This is a genomic window from uncultured Devosia sp., assembly GCF_964244875.1.
Taxonomy (GTDB): Bacteria; Pseudomonadota; Alphaproteobacteria; order Rhizobiales; family Devosiaceae; genus Devosia.
The window spans coordinates 275,086-290,508 of record NZ_CAXTKA010000002.1; the positions used below are offsets into that span (position 1 = coordinate 275,086).

Sequence of the window (15,423 nt, forward strand, 5' to 3'; positions counted from 1 at the left end):
GCGATGTTTCGGCGGCCAGTGTGTGCGGGACCAACCCCTCACCCGACTTGGCCGCTGAACGCGGCCAAGTCACCCTCTCCCGCAAGGGGCGAGGGGTGGCCCGGTGGTCTGGACTAGGTCAGAACGGTAGCTTCATCCCCGGCGGGATTGGCAACCCGGCGGTGACTTCGGCCATGCGGGACTGGGTTTCGGCTTCCAGCTTGCCCTTGGCATCGTTGTGGGCTGCCAGGATCAGGTCCTCGAGCACGCCGACATCATCTTCCTTGAACAGCGATGGATCGATGGTCAGGCCTTTCATGTCGCCCTTGCCGGTCAGCGCCACACTGACGAGGCCGCCGCCGGAGCGACCCTCGATGACCATGTCGGCAAGCTGGGCCTGCATGGTTTCCATCTTGGCCTTCATTTCGCCAGCGGCCTTCATCATGCCCATGAGATCTTTCATTCGTCGTCCTCTTCAGGTTCTGGCGGGGCGATGGTTTCGGGAAGTGCGGTCGCCGCATCGTCGCGCAGTTTGACGTTGACCACCTTGGCGCCCGGAAAGGTTTCGAGAATGGCCTGCACCAGCGGATCGTCATGGGCCTGGGCGTGCGCCGCCTGTTCGCGGGCGACGCGCTCCTCGCGCAGGGTCTTGCCCTCGGGGGCTTTGTTGGAGACGTTGACCAGCCAGCGCTCACCGGTCCAGGCCTGCAGCCGCGCCGAAAGCGTGGCGATGATGGCCGGATCGGTGCCGTCGCTCAGCGCCACCTCGATGCTGCCTTGAGTAAACGCGATCGGCCGCATGCTGGATTCCAGCGCGATCTTCAGCACGATGTCGCGCTTGGCGCCGGCCAGGGCAATCAGCTCGGCATAGGATTCAATGCGTGCCAGCGCCGAGGGCACCGATGGCTGGCTCTGCGGGGGGGCAAGGGCGGGCGCCCGCTGGGGGACTTCCTGGCGCAGGGCCGAAGAGCCGCCGGAAGGGACACGCGGGGGCAGCGGCGCCATTGGCGGCAAGGCCGGTGCGGGCTGGTTGGCGAGCTTGGCAATCAAATCGTCGGGACTGGGCAGATCGGCCGCATATGCCAGGCGGATCAGCACCATTTCGGCGGCCTGGATGGCGTTGCCGGCGCGAGCGACCTCGTCATAGCCCTTGAACAGGATTTGCCAGGCGCGAGTGAGGGCGCGCATGGACAATTTGGCGGCCATGTCAGCGCCGCGATGGCGCTCGTCCGGGGTCAGGGAGGCATCGTCGGCTGCGGCGGGAACCACCTTGATGCGGGTGACCAGATGGGTGAAATCGGCAAGATCGGCGACCAGGGTCTGCGGATCCGCGCCAGCATCATAGAGGCTGCGCAGGGTTTGCAGCGCCTCGGCAATGCGACCGCCCAGCAGGTCCTCGAACAGATCGATGATCCGCGCCCGATCCCCCAGGCCCAGCATGGCCTTGACCGTTGCGGCGGTGACGGTGCCATTGCCGTGGGCAATGGCCTGATCGAGGAGGGACTGGTTGTCGCGCACCGAGCCCTCGCCGGCACGCACGATCATCGCCAAGGCCTCGGGCTCGGCTGGGATGGCTTCCTTGGCTAGCAGATCCTGCAGATGGACGGTCATCACATCGGGCGTGACGCGGCGCAGATCGAAGCGTTGGCAGCGCGACAGAATGGTGATCGGAACTTTGCGGATTTCGGTCGTGGCGAAGATGAACTTGACGTAGGGCGGCGGCTCTTCAAGCGTCTTGAGCAGGCCGTTGAAGGCTTGCGTCGAAAGCATGTGCACTTCGTCGATGATGTACACTTTATAGGGCGCGGAGGCGGGCGCGTATTTGACGGAGTCGATGATCTCGCGGATATCGCCGATGCCGGTATTGGAGGCGGCGTCCATTTCGATGACATCGACATGACGCCCCTCGATGATGGCGCGGCAATGAACGCCCTCGACGTCGAGATCGAGCGTGGGGTGCTTGCCCGAGGCATCCTCGTAATTGAAGGCGCGCGCCAGGATACGGGCCGTCGTGGTCTTGCCGACGCCGCGCACGCCCGTCAAGACGAACGCGTGGTGGATGCGGTTCTGCCGGAACGCGTTATCCAGGGTCTGGACCATGGCGTCCTGGCCGATCAGCGTCGAAAAACTGACCGGGCGGTATTTGCGCGCCAGCACGAGATAGGGCGACGATGGCGTATCAGGGGCAGCCATATTGCCCTTTCGCGACGATGGTTGGGGAGAATCTGCTCACAATCATCGGAGCATAGTAGGAGGCTGGCATCGACCCGTGAAGGTCTCGTTGGGGCTGCTTCCTTCCGGACCTGACCCGGTTGGCGAGGAACACGTCCGCGCCAACCTCCCGGGGGTTATATGTGAGAGAAATGCGGCGAAGGCAAGAGGGTGCCGGATCGGACCTGCGTCGCTCCAAGCCTAATCCTCATATAGATCTCGTGCCGCTTGGAGCGTCTGCGCCAGAACTATACTCTCGATCCGCCCAAGTTTCCTGATCAGTCGATGCCTGTCGAGCGCACGCGTTTGCTCCAGCAGAATAAAGCCATCGACGCCTCCAAATTGCGCAGGTACGCGAAAGGGGGCTGGACGGCTGCCCGACGTCATTGGCGCGATCAGCACGACGCTCAGATGATCGTTGATTTCGGACGGGGAAATCACGAGGCAAGGTCGGGTTCTTTGAATTTCGTTGCCGACAGTTGGGTCGAGTACAGCAAGCCACACGTCGCCGCGACTTACCATGTTAGATCATCGTCTCCGTCATTGCCGAATTCTGGCCAGACGAGCTTGTCGTCGCCGGCGGCGGCTATGGCTGCCGCTGCTTCGGCCCAACCTTCGCGCGGATGACGACGTTCTTTCTGTATGATGATCTTGCCGTCTTCGATCCGCATATCGAAGCTGTCGCCGGCCTCAGCGCCGATCTCGGACAGCAGGGATTTCGGGATTATTACGCCGGTGGAGTTGCCGAACTTCTTGAGCGATATGATCATGATGCCCTCGTGCCACAAAACACTAGCACGAGGACGCATCCGTTACAACAATGTTATCACGAGACCCTACTTGCGCGGGTCCCAGCCTTGCAGGGTGATTTCGAGGGGCGGGGTGAAACTGTTGGCGATGGCGGCCCAGTCGACAAGCTTGAAGTTGGACGAAGCGGTTTCGCCATCGAGGCCGTTCAGGTCCGCGGCGTAGCCATCCTGGGTGATGAAGAGGCCATTCTCAAAGCCCGGCAGCGCCACCGAGGTCACGTCGGCGCCATCGCTTTCCTGCACGGCATCCATGTCGCCTTCGGCGGCGACGCGGAAGGAGCCGAGCAGCTCGAGCTGGTCGCCAATGGCAAAGGCCGCAAAGCTATCGTCGTAGGGCGCATCGGGCGCCGGGGCATCGCCATGCGCGCCACCCTGGCTCGAGGCCAGCAGGTATTTGGTGCCGCTGGCGGCGTAATAGATGGTGAAGCCTTCGATATCGCGCGAGATGACGCTGTCGGGATTGTTGAACGGGCTCTTGGAGGAGCCGCGGGTCTTGTAGACCAGCACCGGCTCGCCGCCGGTGACCGGCACGGTCCAGACGCCGACATCTTCCTGGCCGGCATAGACGATGCCGGTGGTCCGATCGATCACGGTGCCCTCGAACTGCGGGCTGAAATCGAGCAGCGGATCGTCTTCGTTTTCCTCGAACAGGTTCTGGCCGGATTGCTCGGCGGGCGCGCGGAAATCATGATCGAGCACGGCGAGCGCATGGCCTCCGGCGGTCGCGGTGAGCTTGAAGACGCCGACGGTGGGCTGGCTGCGCTGGGTGCCGACCACCCAGACGGTGCCGGTGACCAGATCGTTCCAGGCGGCGAGGCCATAGACGGTATTCTGGTCATCGACCGGATTGTCCTCGGTTTCGGCGGCATCGGGCAGATAGCGCTTGGGGAAAGCGCGGGACGCGGCCGGGTCGGTGATCTCGCTCAGCGGTTCGGCGGCGGCCGGATCGATGCGCCAGGTGCGGATGATGTCGAGCCCACGGTCGGAGCCGACGATGACATCGGCCTTGGCGCCGTCATCAAGGGTGAAGCCATAGACGATGTCGACATTGTTGATACGGCCGTTCTCGGCCGGGATGATGGTCTGGATCAGCTTGCCGTCGAGGCCATAAACGCGGATGCCACCATTCTTGGCGGCGGCGACGACGAGGCTTTTGGCCGCATCGGTCGGGTTGATGAAGATGGCCGGATCGTCGGCATCGGCATCGTTGTCGGCCTCAGTCAGGATCGGCGTCTGCAGGGTTGGCTTGATATCAGCCACCGGCCAATCCTGGGCCATTGCGGCCAGGGACGTCGCGCACAGCAGTGCCGCAGTCAGGATCGTGGTTTTCAGCATGGTATTGCCCGCATCTGGAGCGGCGTTGGCCGCAAGGAAATCATCCCTAGATGCGAGGTGTCTGCAACGGCTTGATGACAGCGGCGGCGGTTGCCTTATCTGGCACCGGCCGCCGGATAAACGCCCAGGACGTGGAACTGGTCGGTAAAAAAGCCCAGTTCCTCGAAGGCGTGCTGGACGCCGATATCGGATGGATGTCCCTCGATATCGGCATAGAACTGGGTGGCGGTGAAAGCGCCGCCGACCATGTAGCTTTCCAGCTTGGTCATATTGACGCCATTGGTGGCAAAGCCCCCCATGGCCTTGTAGAGCGCGGCGGGGACGTTGCGGACGCGGAACACGAAAGTGGTCTTGACGCCCGGCGCCGGGGCAGCTTCATTTTTATCGCGCGACAGCACGAGGAAGCGCGTGGTGTTATGGGCGGCGTCCTCGATATTTTCGGCCAGGACCTGCAGGCCGTAGAGCTCGCCGGCAAAGCGCGAGGCAATGGCGGCGACGGATTTGTCGCCCTGTTCGGACACCTGGCGCGCCGAGCCTGCGGTATCGACAGCGTTGATGGTGCGCAGGGCATGGTCGGCGATGAACTTGCGGCACTGGCCCAAGGCGACGGACAAGGACTGTACCGATTTGATATCGGTCAAAGTGGCACCGGGCAGGCCCAGCAAGGTCATCTCGACCCGCAGATAGGTTTCACCAACGATATAGAGACTGCTTTGGGGCAGCAGATGGTGAATATCGGTGATGCGGCCATAAAGGGAATTTTCCACCGGGACCACAGCGAAATCGGCCTTGCCGGTCTGCACGGCGGCGATGGTTTCCTCGAAGGTCGTGCAGCCGAGCGCCTCCTCGCCGGGAAAGACATTGTTGGTGGCGGCATGACTGAAAGCGCCGGGTTCACCCTGGAAGGCAATCTTGATGGTCATCGTCGATCCTGCTCTGCTCGGCAGGCTTTTGAACCCGGCCCTGAAGGGAGTCAATTGCGCCTTCCGGACCGCGCGAAAAACCTCGGTGGGGAATTGTCGCAGGCAGGAAAGCACTGTTGCGCCAGCAAAGCCTTGATACTATCTTCAGCGCGCACAAACCCGCCGTTGCGGCGATTTCGCTTGCGAAGTCGAAAGTTTAGCGGGTTTGCCGCATCGTCCGCAGGGGACGGACTGGCAGAGAGTTTCAAATGGATTCGTTCGAACTTAACAAGATCATCGGCGCCGTGCTCGGCACCCTGCTGTTCGTGATGGGCATCGGCTTCGTGGCCGAGGCGATCTATGCGCCCAAGGAAGATATCGGGCCCGGTTACCTGCTGCCGGAGCCGGAACCGGTGGCGACCGCCGATGCCGGCGCACCCGCAGAAGCCGAGGTGCCGCTGGGCACGCTGCTGGCCAGCGCCGACGCCACGCGCGGACAGGCCGCCGTGCGCAAGTGCCAGTCGTGCCACAATTTCGGGGAGGGCGAACCCAGCAAACAGGGCCCGCATCTCTATGGCGTGGTGGGGCGGCCCGAAGGCGGGGTGGAGGATTTTGCCTATTCCGACGGCATGATGGCCCATAACGCGGCCGGCGATGTGTGGTCCTTTGAAAACCTCAACACCTTCATCACTGCGCCCAAGGTTTACGTGCCCGGCACCAAGATGACCTTTGCCGGCGTCAAGAGCCCGCAGGAGCGCGCCGATATCCTGGCCTATCTGCAGTCGCTGTCGGCGGACCCGGTGCCGTTCCCCGCTGCCGATGTGGCACCGGCCGCACCGGCGCCAGGCGATGCCGCTGCGCCGGCCGAAGCGCCCGCAACCGATTCCGACCCGAGCGACCCGGCGACGGCAGCGCCTGACAACGTGACCGAGCCTGTCGCTCCGGCCGGTGCCGTCGCCACGCCGACCGAAACGCAGAGCGAAACGCCGGTGGTCGGCACGCCCAGCACCAGCGGTACGCCGGCAACGACGCAGGCGCCGACGGCCAATCCGTCTTCCTCGGAGACCGAGCCCGATCCGGCAACGCCGGAAACCGCACCTGCCGCGCAGTAAGCGCCGGCTGGAACGATAAACGATGGCGAGCCGCACCCCAGGGTGCGGCTTTTGTTTTGAGGGGACACCATGTTGCTGCTGCATTTGAGCGATGTCGAGGAAACGCGTTGGGCCGAAAAATTTCGCGCGGCCCTGGCGCCCTACCCCGTGGTCCAGCGCGGCGACGAATTTGCGCCTGGTGACGTGCGTTACATCTTTGTATGGAAACCCAAGGCAGACGCTTTCGAGGGCCTGGGCAAGCTCAAGGCCATCCTGTCGCTGGGGGCCGGTGTCGATGCACTGCTCAAGCATCCCAAGCTGCCCGATGCGCCCATGGTGCGGTTTGTCGACGATGATCTGAGCCAACGCATGAGCGATTACGTGGTGGCCCAAGTCACCATGCACCATCGGCTTCATAGCCGGTTTCAGGCCGACCAGGCGGCGCGGCGCTGGAGCCAGCTGTATCCGCCGGCTGCCGCGGCACGTTGCGTCGGCATCATGGGCATGGGCGTGCTCGGGCAGGATGCCGCGCGGCGGCTGTTGGCGCTGGGGTTTGCCGTGCGCAGCTGGAGCCGAACGCCCAGGACAATCGAGGGGGTCGAGGGGTTTTGCGGTGCAGAGGGTTTCGATGCGTTTCTCGGCGGCACCGACATCCTGGTCAACCTGCTGCCGCTGACGCCCGAAACCACGGGCATTCTCAACAGCGACACCTTCGCCAAGTTGCGGCGCGGCGGGCTCGAGGGCGGTCCGGTGATCATCAACGTAGCGCGCGGCGGGCACCAGCGCGAGGCCGATATCGCCCGGGCGCTGGGGGACGGAACTCTGGGCGCAGCGAGCCTGGATGTTTTCGAGGTCGAGCCGCTGCCAGCGACGAGCCCCCTCTGGGACATCCCCAATTGCTACATCACCCCCCATATCGCGGCGATTTCCAGCGAGACGGCCGGGGTGGCCTATTATGCGGCGATCATCAAGGATCACGAGGCGGGCAAGCCGCTGATCAACGTGGTGGATCGTGCGCGCGGCTACTGAAAACTCAAGGCCCAGTATTGCCCGTTGAGGTCGGCGCCGAAGGCATGGTGGCGTTCCTCCTCGACCAGTTCAAAGCCGGCCGCCTGATAGATGCGACGCGCCGAGACCAGACAATCCTGGGTCCAGAGGATCAGGCGGCGATAGCCGGCGGCACGCGAAAAACGGATGGTTTCATCGACCAGGCGCCTGCCGATGCCCAGGCCGCGAAAGGTGGGCTCGACATAGAGCATGCGCAATTGGGCGGTGCCCTCCTCGCCCGCCGCGGGTAAAACGAAGATCGAGCCGGCAAGGTCGCCCCCGTAGTCGGCAATCCAGAGCGCCTTGGTGGTGGGGTCGGGAGCGCTGTCCAGGTCCGCGTAAAGTCGGGTGATCAGCAGCTCGAAATCCCGGTTCCAGCCCTGTTCGAGATGATAGAGCAGGCCCTGACGGGCAATCAGCTGGCCAATTTCACCGATGCGCGGAGGCCGCAAGGTGAGCGCACTATCGGGGGCGGGACCGGCGAGAATGGTCTGGATGCGGCGCATGGCAGCCACGAGGTCATGCCGGCCCATCAGATCGAGGGGCGCGAGCAGTTCGGCGGCCGCCGCTTCACTGCCGGCATCGAGCTCATCACGAACCGCATCGCCTTGCGATGTCAGCGCCAGAGTGTTGGAGCGCTTATCGGTGCCGGGCAGGCTGGTCAGCAGGCCTTGATCGCTGAGACGCCAAACCAGCCGGCTCATCTGTCCGCGATCCATAAGTAAAGCCTCGCACAACGCGCTCGCGGTGGTGGCGCCACGCTTGCCGATTTCGTGGACGACGCGCGCTTCGCTCAACGCATAGGGGGTGCTGTGCATCCCCTCCTCCAACAGCCCGATGATGCGGGTGTAAAACCGATTGAACGCGCGCATTTCGGCAATAGCGTCTGGCAAGGTCATCGGTTGTTCCAACCCGTTTGTTGAAACAGTCAACCATTTGGTTGCCTAAGTCAACTATGCTGGGAAGCGATGTTTGAGCACGCCATAGACCGAGCGGATACCCTGATCGGTGGCGCCCATCGGCCGGCCGGCGCGCGCTTCGGATGCCCAAGCCATGATGTCGAGATGCACCCAGGCCTTGGCGTTGCCGACAAAGCGGCGCAGGAACAGCGCGGCGGTGATGGAGCCGGCAAAGCCCCCGGTGCCGGCATTGTTCACGTCGGCGATCTTGGAGGCCAGCATCGCATCATAGGGCGACCAGAGCGGCAATTGCCAAAGCGGGTCGTCGGCGGCAAGACCGGCGGTCATCAGATCGGTGGCGAGGGCATCGTCGGTGCAATAGAGCGGCGGCAGGTCGGGGCCCAGGGCCACGCGGGCGGCGCCGGTCAGGGTCGCCATGTCGAGCAGGATGACGGGACTTTCCTCGTCCGCCAGGGCCAGGGCATCGGCCAGGATCAGGCGCCCCTCGGCATCGGTATTGCCGATCTCGACGGTCAGGCCCTTGCGCGAGGGAAGCACGTCGCCGGGGCGGAACGCGCTTCCGGCAATGGCATTTTCTACCACCGGGATCAGGACGCGCAAGCGCACCCGAAGGCACGCATCGACGATGGCGCTGGCAAGGCCCAGCACGTTGGCTGCGCCGCCCATGTCCTTCTTCATCAGCAGCATGCCGGCGGCGGTCTTGATGTCGAGCCCGCCGGTATCGAAGGTAACGCCCTTGCCCACCAGGGTCACCTTGGGATCGTCCAGCCTGCCCCAACTCAGATCGAGCAGGCGCGGGGCTTCGGCACTGGCCCGGCCGACGGCGTGGATCATGGGAAAATTGGCGGCCAGCAGGTCATCGCCCACAGTGGCCCGCACGTCCATCTGGCGGGCGGCGGCAAAGGCGCGGATTTCGCGCTCGAAGGCCTCGGGGCCCAGATCGTTGGCGGCGGTGTTGATCAGATCGCGCGCCAGACAGGCAGCCGTGGTCTGGCGCGCGATCTCGGCACTATCGGCGCCGGCCGGCGCGGCCAGGGTCGGCGCTGCCTTGCCGGTGCGGTAGCGGGTGAACCGATAGGCACCCAGATGAAAGCCAATGGCCGCCAGCGTCGGATCACCATAGGCGCCGTCGAGTTGATAGTGTCCGGCGGCAAGATGCGCCCCCGCCAGGCCCGCCACCAGTGCGGGGCGCTCCGCCGGCGTACCGGTGCCGAACAGATAGGCAGCAATAGCGCCGGTTTGGTCCGGCATAGCGAGCAGGCGCCCGCGCTGGCCGGAAAAGCCGTTGGCGACGGCCCAGGCGACTTGCGTGGCGGCAAGGCCGGCGGCCGCCAAGTCATCTTCTTCGACAAAGATCAGCGGCGTGGGGTTCATCAGCGCTCTCCGCAGGAATCGAGGGTCTTGGTGTAGCCCCGACCCAAGCCGTCGGCAACGGCGGTTTTAACCACCTGTTAGGGTTAATGTTTTATTGAGAGTGGAATGCGGTCACGCTGGCCAGGGAGTGCATTGCAAGTGTTGCCTGCCATTGGTTTTGCGAGAAACATGCGCATTGTGCTGCTGGCCGGCGTGGCGGCGGCGGCAATGTCGGGCTGCGCCATGAACAGCACCGTCTCTCCCGATTATGCCGGCCAGCCCCGGCTGCAGGGCCAGCAGGGGCTGGTGGACCTGGCGGCGCGCTACAAATCCAACCCCGACGACAAGACGATTGCCATTCACTATGCGGCGGCGTTGCGCGCCCAAGGCCAGAGCGGCCAGGCGGCGGCGGTGCTGGAAGTGAGCATGGCGCGCCATCCGCGCGACGTGGAGGTGAGCGTTGCCTATGCCAAGGCGCTGACGGCGGAGGCGCGGTTCGAGCAGGCGCTGACCGTGATCGACAATTCGATCCGTCCGGATGCGCCGGACTGGAATGCGCTGTCGGTCAAGGGAGCCATCCTGGACCAGATGGGCCGTAGCCCCGAGGCAAGGCAGCTCTATGGCCAGGCCTTGACCATCGCACCCGGAGAAGCCTCGATCGAGGCCAATTACGGGTTGTCCTATGCCATGACCAATGATCTGGGCTCGGCCGAGCAGCACTTGCGCCGCGCCGTCGCCATGGCTGGCGCCACCAGCCAGATCCGGCAGAACCTGGCTTTGGTGGTGGGCCTGCAGGGTCGGTTCGATGAGTGCCAGGCCATCTATGCGGCCGAATTGCCACCCGACCAGGTCGAGGCCAATATGGCCTATGTGCGGGCGCTGCTGACCCAGCAGAACCGCTGGGATGTCGTCGCCAAGGGATAAAGCCTGCCGCGTGCCACGATGGCAACCGGGTCCCCCCTAGCCGCCCATCGGATTGTTCTGGACCGCGAACACCTTGATCATCGCCGGGGCGATGATGACGATGAACAGCACCGGCAGAAAAAACAGGATCAGCGGCACCGTCATTTTCGGCGGCAGGGACGCCGCCTTCTTTTCGGCGTCCATCATGCGGGTTTCGCGGCCTTCCTCGGCCATGACGCGCAGGGCCTGGCCAACCGAAGTGCCGTAGCGATCGGCCTGGATCAGGGCAGTCATCACCGAGCGGACATTGTCGAGCCCGGTGCGGCGCGCCAGGTTTTCATAGGCGCGGCTGCGATCCTCCAGAAACGAGAGTTCCGCATTGGTCAGGGTCAGCTCCTCGGCGAGCTGGGCCGATTGATTGCCGATCTCCTTGGCGACCCGCTTGATGGCGTGTTCCACCGACATGCCGGCCTCTACGCAAAGCAGCATCAGATCGAGCGTATCGGGCCAGGCCCGCTTGATCGATTTCTGGCGTTTGACGGTGGCGTTCTTGAGCATTACGACCGGCAGGTAGGAGCCGACAAGCCCCGCGCCGATGCCGTACACGACATTGAGATAGGCCGGCCGGCTGCCGGGGGCCAGAAACAGGTAGGCCGTCACCAGCACGAAGATGATAATGGGGGTGATGAAGCGCATGAACAGGAACGTGGTCAGATGCCCCTGCCCGCGATAGCCGGCGATGGCGAGTTTATCGACCGTTGCATCGTCCTGGAATGCCTTTTTGAGATCGAAACCTTCAACGATCGCCTTCATGTAATTCTTGGTTTCGGCCTGGCGGCGCATGGTGCTGCGCTGGTCGATCGGACCCGAACCGCGCAGGCGGGCCATTTCCTCGGCGCGCAACTTGTCGCGTTCGAGCGCCACGCGCTTGATGCGGGTGCGCATCTCGGTCTTGACCACGAAGGAACTGCCGAAGGTAAACACCACCGCAGCCACCGAAATGGCGGCCAGGACGGAAATCAGGAAGTCCGGCGAGGTCAGAAGATCGATATAGTTCATGATGTTGTCACCCCGGACCGCGCCGGCCGGCCCTCGCCTAAAAGTCGAACTGCACCATTTTTGTCATCACGAAAATGCCCATGGCCAGCATGCCGGCGCCCACGCCGGCCCAGATATAGCCGAGCTGGGTGGTCCAGAACGGCTGCAGGTAAAGCGGGGATGTCAGCGACACCAACGTGGCGACGATGAAGGGCAGCGCACCGATGATCATGGCCGAGGCCTTCGCTTCGGACGACATCGCCTTGATCTTCTGCTTCATCTTCTTGCGGTTGCGCAGTACGCGCGCCAGATTGCCCAGCGCCTCGCTCAGGTTGCCGCCGGCCTGTTGCTGCACGGTAATGACGACGACAAAGAAATTGACCTCGGGCAGCGGCACGCGATCGAGCAGTACGGTGACCGCTTCGGTCATGGACATGCCGAAGGCCTGCTGATCGAGGATGCGGGCAAATTCGGACTTCACCGGTTCCTTGGAATCCTTGGCCACCACGCGGATGGAGTCGTTGAGCGGCAGGCCGGTCTTGACGCCGCGCACGATGGCTTCGACGGCGTTGGGCAATTCGTCGAGGAACAGGCTCTGGTATTTCTTGCGCTTGCGATTGACCCACATGCGCGGCAGCAGATAGGCGCCAGCCAGCCCGAAAATGGCGGCGAAATAGATCGGCACCTGGACGATGAACAGGATGACCGTCAGGCCGATGCCGAACAGCACGCTGTTACGAATGAACGCTGCCGGCTTGATGGTCATGCCGGCCTGGAACAGCAGCGCCGGCAGGGGAATGCGTTTCTTGCGGTTGAGCAGGTCGTTCTGGGTCTTGAGCGCCTGCTGCACGCTTTTGCGGCGCGAGTCGCGGGTCTTGGCGGCATCCATCTCGCGCCGGTTGGCCTGAATATCGCCCTGAAAGGCCTTGCGGCGCTTTTCGGCGCGCCCGCCCCCCAGCATGGACGGCACCAGCGCAAAGCCCGCGGCGCCGACGGTCACTATGGCCAGAAAAGCGAGGAGAAGGACGTTCATGGCTTCATGAATCCAGCAGTTCGCGTTGCTCGGTGTTGGATTTTTCCAGCGCCTCGACCAGATTGGCTTCTTCGTTGAAGTATTTCGCGCGCTCGGTGAATGCCGGCTTGGTGATGCCGGTGGAGCGGTGGCGGCCCATCAGCATGCCGGCGCTGTCCTCGCCCATGATGTCATAGAGGAACACGTCCTGGGTGACGATCACGTCGCCTTCCATGCCCAGCACTTCGGTGATGTGGGTGATGCGGCGCGAACCGTCGCGCAGTCGGGCGGCCTGCACCACCACGTCGATGGACGAGCAGATCATCTCGCGAATGGTGCGGCTGGGCAGGGCATAGCCGCCCATGGTGATCATGGATTCAAGGCGGCTGAGCGCCTCGCGCGGCGAGTTGGCGTGCAGCGTGCCCATCGAGCCGTCATGGCCGGTGTTCATGGCCTGCAGCAGATCGAAGGCCTCGGGTCCGCGCACTTCGCCCACGATGATGCGTTCGGGGCGCATGCGCAGGCAGTTCTTGATCAGGTCGCGCATGGTGATTTCGCCTTCGCCCTCAAGATTGGGCGGCCGGGTTTCCAGGCGCACCACGTGGGGCTGCTGCAATTGCAGTTCGGCGGAATCTTCGCAGGTGATGACGCGTTCGTCCTTCTCGATGAAGGCGGTCAGGCAGTTGAGCAGCGTGGTCTTGCCCGAACCGGTACCGCCCGAGATCAGCACATTGGCGCGCACCCGGCCCAGGATGCGCAGCACCTCGGCGCCTTCGGGCGAGATGGAGGCATATTTGACCAATTGCTGGAGGGTCAGCTTGTCCTTCTTGAACTTACGGATGGTGAGCGCGGCCCCGTCGATGGACAGCGGGGGGGCGATCACGTTGACGCGGCTGCCATCGGGCAAGCGGGCGTCGCAGATGGGGGAGCTTTCATCGACGCGGCGGCCGACCTGGGACACGATGCGCTGGCACACATTCATCAGGTGCGCATCGTCGCGGAAGCGCACGTTGGTGAGCTTCACCCGCCCGGCGACTTCGATATAGCACTTCTGGGACCCGTTCACCATGATGTCGGAGATGTCGTCACGCGCCAGCAGCGGCTCGAGCGGCCCATAGCCCAGAACGTCGTTGCAGATATCCTCGAGCAGGTCTTCCTGCTCGGAGATGGACATGATGATGGATTTGAGCGCAATGATTTCGGCGACGATGTCGCGAATTTCCTCGCGTGCGGCGTCCTGGTCCATCGTTGCCAGCTGGCTCAGGTCGATGGAGTCGATCAGCGCGTTGAAGATTGCCGACTTGGTCTGGAAATAATCCTTGTCGCGCTGCGCGTCGACAGGCGAGCGGACATCCACGATCTCCTCGCGCAGGCGGGCAGCGGAGCCATCGGGATCGGCGGCGCGACGGGCGGGCTCCGGGCGAGCCGGACTGGCGACTGGACGCGCCAGTTCCGCGACCCCCGGGGTATTGCCGCCAAATGATGTGCGCTTGCCAAACATGGGTACTACCGTTTCAACGTGACGAGCTTAGGAGATCGCTGGTTAAGCCCGCTTTTTCAGGAAAGTGGGCATTTTCATGAGTGCAGCACCCTTGCCTGCCGATTGCACGGCCTGGCGGCCGGTCACATGCAGGCCGACGGCGCGATAGGTGTCGTTGATCTTGCTGTTGGCCGAGACCTCGGCGATCATCTGGCCATTGTTGGCGGCGGTGCCGAACAGGGCAGCGTCGAACGGGATGGTGCCCAGGAGCCGGCATTCGATGGAGGCGGCGAATTCGGCGGCGCTGATCTCGGGGCGGCGCGGCAGGCCGAGCTTGTTGATGATCAGGTTGGGTGCGGTTTCCGACGGGCGCAAGGCCTTGATGGTATCGGCCAGGTTCTTGGCGTTGCGCAGGTTGGCCAAGTCCGGTTCGGCCACGATCACCACTTCATCGATGGTGGCCAGGGTGTGGCGTATCCAGGCATTCCAGGCATGGGGAATGTCGAGCACCACGACGGGCATGGTGTTTTGGCTGAGCTCGATGATCTGCTCGAATTCGCGCTCCTCGAAATCGAAGGTGCGATCAAGAGTGACCGGAGCGGTCAGCAGGTTGATGTGGTTGGCCGCCTTGCTCATCAGCCGATCGAGCATGGTCTGGTCGATCTTCTGGTTGACGTTGAGCGCGTCGGCCAGGCCATGGGGCGGGTCCTGGTTGAAATTCAGCCCGGCGGTGCCGAAGGCCAGGTCCATGTCCAGGATCAGCGAATCCTGGCGCAAAGCCTGGGAAATCGCCCAGGCGACATTGTGGGCGACGGTGGACCCGCCGGCGCCGCCCTTGGCCGAAACGAACCCCACGGTACGCCCGATGGGGGCCGCGCCTTCGGAGGCGAACAGTTCGGTGATGGCGGTGACGATCGACTGCGCCGAAGTCGGCAGCACGATATATTCGGACACCCCGCCCCGGATCAGTTCGCGATAGAGCAGCACGTCGTTGACGTGGCCGAGCAGAATCAGGCGGGTCGAGGCGTCGCAGACCTCGGCCAGCCGGGCGAGCGATGCGGGAATTTCGCTGGGCGGCAGGGTGGTTTCCACCATGATCAGGTTGGGCGTGGGATTGGATTTGTAGGTTTCGACGGCGCCGTCGAGGCCACCATTGTGGGTGGTCAGCGCCACCTTGGACATGCGCCGGTCGTGAATGGCGCTTTCCACCAGTTGGGCGGTCTGGGAATGCTCGCAAAAGGCCTGGATGGTGATGCGCGGAATGAGCCGCGCGCCGCCAACGATGTCGGCGGCCGGCTCTTCGGCCCTCTTGGGGTCCGGGTTGAGAAAACTCATGACGCTTC

Annotated in this window: 15 protein-coding genes and 1 other RNA gene; 3 read left to right on the forward strand and 13 right to left on the reverse strand. The window is 63.7% G+C overall.

Annotated features, from left to right (window positions below):
- Positions 1-118: 118 nt before the first annotated feature.
- From ACFE8X_RS03795 to ACFE8X_RS03825, 7 genes are all read right to left on the reverse strand, one after another.
- Complete coding sequence (locus ACFE8X_RS03795) at positions 119-442, reverse strand: YbaB/EbfC family nucleoid-associated protein (RefSeq protein WP_375450123.1); 324 nt, start codon at positions 440-442, stop codon at positions 119-121.
- Positions 439-2,172, reverse strand: coding sequence for a DNA polymerase III subunit gamma/tau (locus ACFE8X_RS03800; RefSeq protein ID WP_375450124.1), 1,734 nt, complete (start codon positions 2,170-2,172; stop codon positions 439-441). Before ACFE8X_RS03800 ends, ACFE8X_RS03795 begins: the two co-directional genes overlap by 4 nt.
- A gap of 54 nt (positions 2,173-2,226) precedes the next feature.
- Positions 2,227-2,322: signal recognition particle sRNA small type (gene ffs / locus ACFE8X_RS03805), an RNA gene on the reverse strand.
- A gap of 69 nt (positions 2,323-2,391) precedes the next feature.
- Positions 2,392-2,712, reverse strand: a complete 321-nt coding sequence (locus ACFE8X_RS03810) for a type II toxin-antitoxin system PemK/MazF family toxin (RefSeq protein WP_375450125.1) — start codon at positions 2,710-2,712, stop codon at positions 2,392-2,394.
- Complete coding sequence (locus ACFE8X_RS03815) at positions 2,706-2,960, reverse strand: AbrB/MazE/SpoVT family DNA-binding domain-containing protein (RefSeq protein WP_375450126.1); 255 nt, start codon at positions 2,958-2,960, stop codon at positions 2,706-2,708. Before ACFE8X_RS03815 ends, ACFE8X_RS03810 begins: the two co-directional genes overlap by 7 nt.
- 66 nt (positions 2,961-3,026) lie before the next feature.
- The gene (locus ACFE8X_RS03820; protein ID WP_375450127.1) at positions 3,027-4,334 is read right to left on the reverse strand and encodes a phytase; all 1,308 of its coding nucleotides are present in this window, start codon (positions 4,332-4,334) and stop codon (positions 3,027-3,029) included.
- A 95-nt stretch (positions 4,335-4,429) separates the two neighbouring features.
- Entirely contained in the window at positions 4,430-5,257 is an 828-nt protein-coding gene (locus ACFE8X_RS03825) for a prephenate dehydratase (protein WP_375450128.1), read from the reverse strand.
- Positions 5,258-5,505: 248 nt separating this feature from the next.
- Here ACFE8X_RS03825 and ACFE8X_RS03830 point away from each other — a divergent pair, with 248 nt between their 5' ends.
- A complete protein-coding gene (locus ACFE8X_RS03830; RefSeq protein ID WP_375450129.1) occupies positions 5,506-6,348 on the forward strand; it encodes a c-type cytochrome in 843 nt (280 codons plus the stop codon).
- Positions 6,349-6,417: 69 nt separating this feature from the next.
- A complete protein-coding gene (locus tag ACFE8X_RS03835; RefSeq protein WP_375450130.1) occupies positions 6,418-7,356 on the forward strand; it encodes a 2-hydroxyacid dehydrogenase in 939 nt (312 codons plus the stop codon).
- On the opposite strand, the gene ACFE8X_RS03840 is transcribed toward ACFE8X_RS03835, so the two are convergent.
- A complete protein-coding gene (locus tag ACFE8X_RS03840) occupies positions 7,350-8,273 on the reverse strand; it encodes a GNAT family N-acetyltransferase (protein WP_375450131.1) in 924 nt (307 codons plus the stop codon). The two genes, ACFE8X_RS03835 and ACFE8X_RS03840, sit on opposite strands and share 7 nt — an antisense overlap.
- Before the next feature lie 54 nt (positions 8,274-8,327).
- Entirely contained in the window at positions 8,328-9,668 is a 1,341-nt protein-coding gene (locus ACFE8X_RS03845) for a M17 family metallopeptidase (protein ID WP_375450132.1), read from the reverse strand.
- A gap of 168 nt (positions 9,669-9,836) precedes the next feature.
- Here ACFE8X_RS03845 and ACFE8X_RS03850 point away from each other — a divergent pair, with 168 nt between their 5' ends.
- Complete coding sequence (locus tag ACFE8X_RS03850) at positions 9,837-10,571, forward strand: tetratricopeptide repeat protein (protein WP_375450133.1); 735 nt, start codon at positions 9,837-9,839, stop codon at positions 10,569-10,571.
- A gap of 36 nt (positions 10,572-10,607) precedes the next feature.
- On the opposite strand, the gene ACFE8X_RS03855 is transcribed toward ACFE8X_RS03850, so the two are convergent.
- The 4 genes from ACFE8X_RS03855 to ACFE8X_RS03870 are packed head-to-tail and all read right to left on the reverse strand — an operon-like array spanning position 10,608 to position 15,415.
- Positions 10,608-11,609 carry a type II secretion system F family protein gene (locus ACFE8X_RS03855; RefSeq protein WP_375450134.1) on the reverse strand — a complete coding sequence of 334 codons (1,002 nt, stop codon included), beginning with the start codon at positions 11,607-11,609 and terminating at the stop codon, positions 10,608-10,610.
- Between the two features lie 37 nt (positions 11,610-11,646).
- Positions 11,647-12,621 (reverse strand): type II secretion system F family protein, encoded by a 975-nt coding sequence (locus ACFE8X_RS03860; protein WP_375450135.1) that lies wholly within the window; start codon positions 12,619-12,621, stop codon positions 11,647-11,649.
- A 4-nt stretch (positions 12,622-12,625) separates the two neighbouring features.
- Positions 12,626-14,101: a CpaF family protein gene (locus ACFE8X_RS03865; protein WP_375450136.1), complete on the reverse strand. Its 1,476-nt coding sequence runs from the start codon at positions 14,099-14,101 to the stop codon at positions 12,626-12,628.
- 42 nt (positions 14,102-14,143) lie between these two features.
- Positions 14,144-15,415 carry a CpaE family protein gene (locus tag ACFE8X_RS03870; protein ID WP_375450137.1) on the reverse strand — a complete coding sequence of 424 codons (1,272 nt, stop codon included), beginning with the start codon at positions 15,413-15,415 and terminating at the stop codon, positions 14,144-14,146.
- Between the last annotated feature and the right edge of the window lie 8 nt (positions 15,416-15,423).

Excerpts from the sequence above, each read along its gene's own strand:
- ACFE8X_RS03795 (WP_375450123.1), bottom strand. The coding sequence starts at position 442 with ATGAAAGATCTCATGGGCATGATGAAGGCCGCTGGCGAAATGAAGGCC.
- ACFE8X_RS03800 (WP_375450124.1), bottom strand. The coding sequence starts at position 2,172 with ATGGCTGCCCCTGATACGCCATCGTCGCCCTATCTCGTGCTGGCGCGC.
- ACFE8X_RS03810 (WP_375450125.1), bottom strand. The coding sequence starts at position 2,712 with ATGGTAAGTCGCGGCGACGTGTGGCTTGCTGTACTCGACCCAACTGTC.
- ACFE8X_RS03815 (WP_375450126.1), bottom strand. The coding sequence starts at position 2,960 with ATGATCATATCGCTCAAGAAGTTCGGCAACTCCACCGGCGTAATAATC.
- ACFE8X_RS03820 (WP_375450127.1), bottom strand. The coding sequence starts at position 4,334 with ATGCTGAAAACCACGATCCTGACTGCGGCACTGCTGTGCGCGACGTCC.
- ACFE8X_RS03825 (WP_375450128.1), bottom strand. The coding sequence starts at position 5,257 with ATGACCATCAAGATTGCCTTCCAGGGTGAACCCGGCGCTTTCAGTCAT.
- ACFE8X_RS03830 (WP_375450129.1), top strand. The coding sequence starts at position 5,506 with ATGGATTCGTTCGAACTTAACAAGATCATCGGCGCCGTGCTCGGCACC.
- ACFE8X_RS03835 (WP_375450130.1), top strand. The coding sequence starts at position 6,418 with ATGTTGCTGCTGCATTTGAGCGATGTCGAGGAAACGCGTTGGGCCGAA.
- ACFE8X_RS03840 (WP_375450131.1), bottom strand. The coding sequence starts at position 8,273 with ATGACCTTGCCAGACGCTATTGCCGAAATGCGCGCGTTCAATCGGTTT.
- ACFE8X_RS03845 (WP_375450132.1), bottom strand. The coding sequence starts at position 9,668 with ATGAACCCCACGCCGCTGATCTTTGTCGAAGAAGATGACTTGGCGGCC.
- ACFE8X_RS03850 (WP_375450133.1), top strand. The coding sequence starts at position 9,837 with ATGCGCATTGTGCTGCTGGCCGGCGTGGCGGCGGCGGCAATGTCGGGC.
- ACFE8X_RS03855 (WP_375450134.1), bottom strand. The coding sequence starts at position 11,609 with ATGAACTATATCGATCTTCTGACCTCGCCGGACTTCCTGATTTCCGTC.
- ACFE8X_RS03860 (WP_375450135.1), bottom strand. The coding sequence starts at position 12,621 with ATGAACGTCCTTCTCCTCGCTTTTCTGGCCATAGTGACCGTCGGCGCC.
- ACFE8X_RS03865 (WP_375450136.1), bottom strand. The coding sequence starts at position 14,101 with ATGTTTGGCAAGCGCACATCATTTGGCGGCAATACCCCGGGGGTCGCG.
- ACFE8X_RS03870 (WP_375450137.1), bottom strand. The coding sequence starts at position 15,415 with ATGAGTTTTCTCAACCCGGACCCCAAGAGGGCCGAAGAGCCGGCCGCC.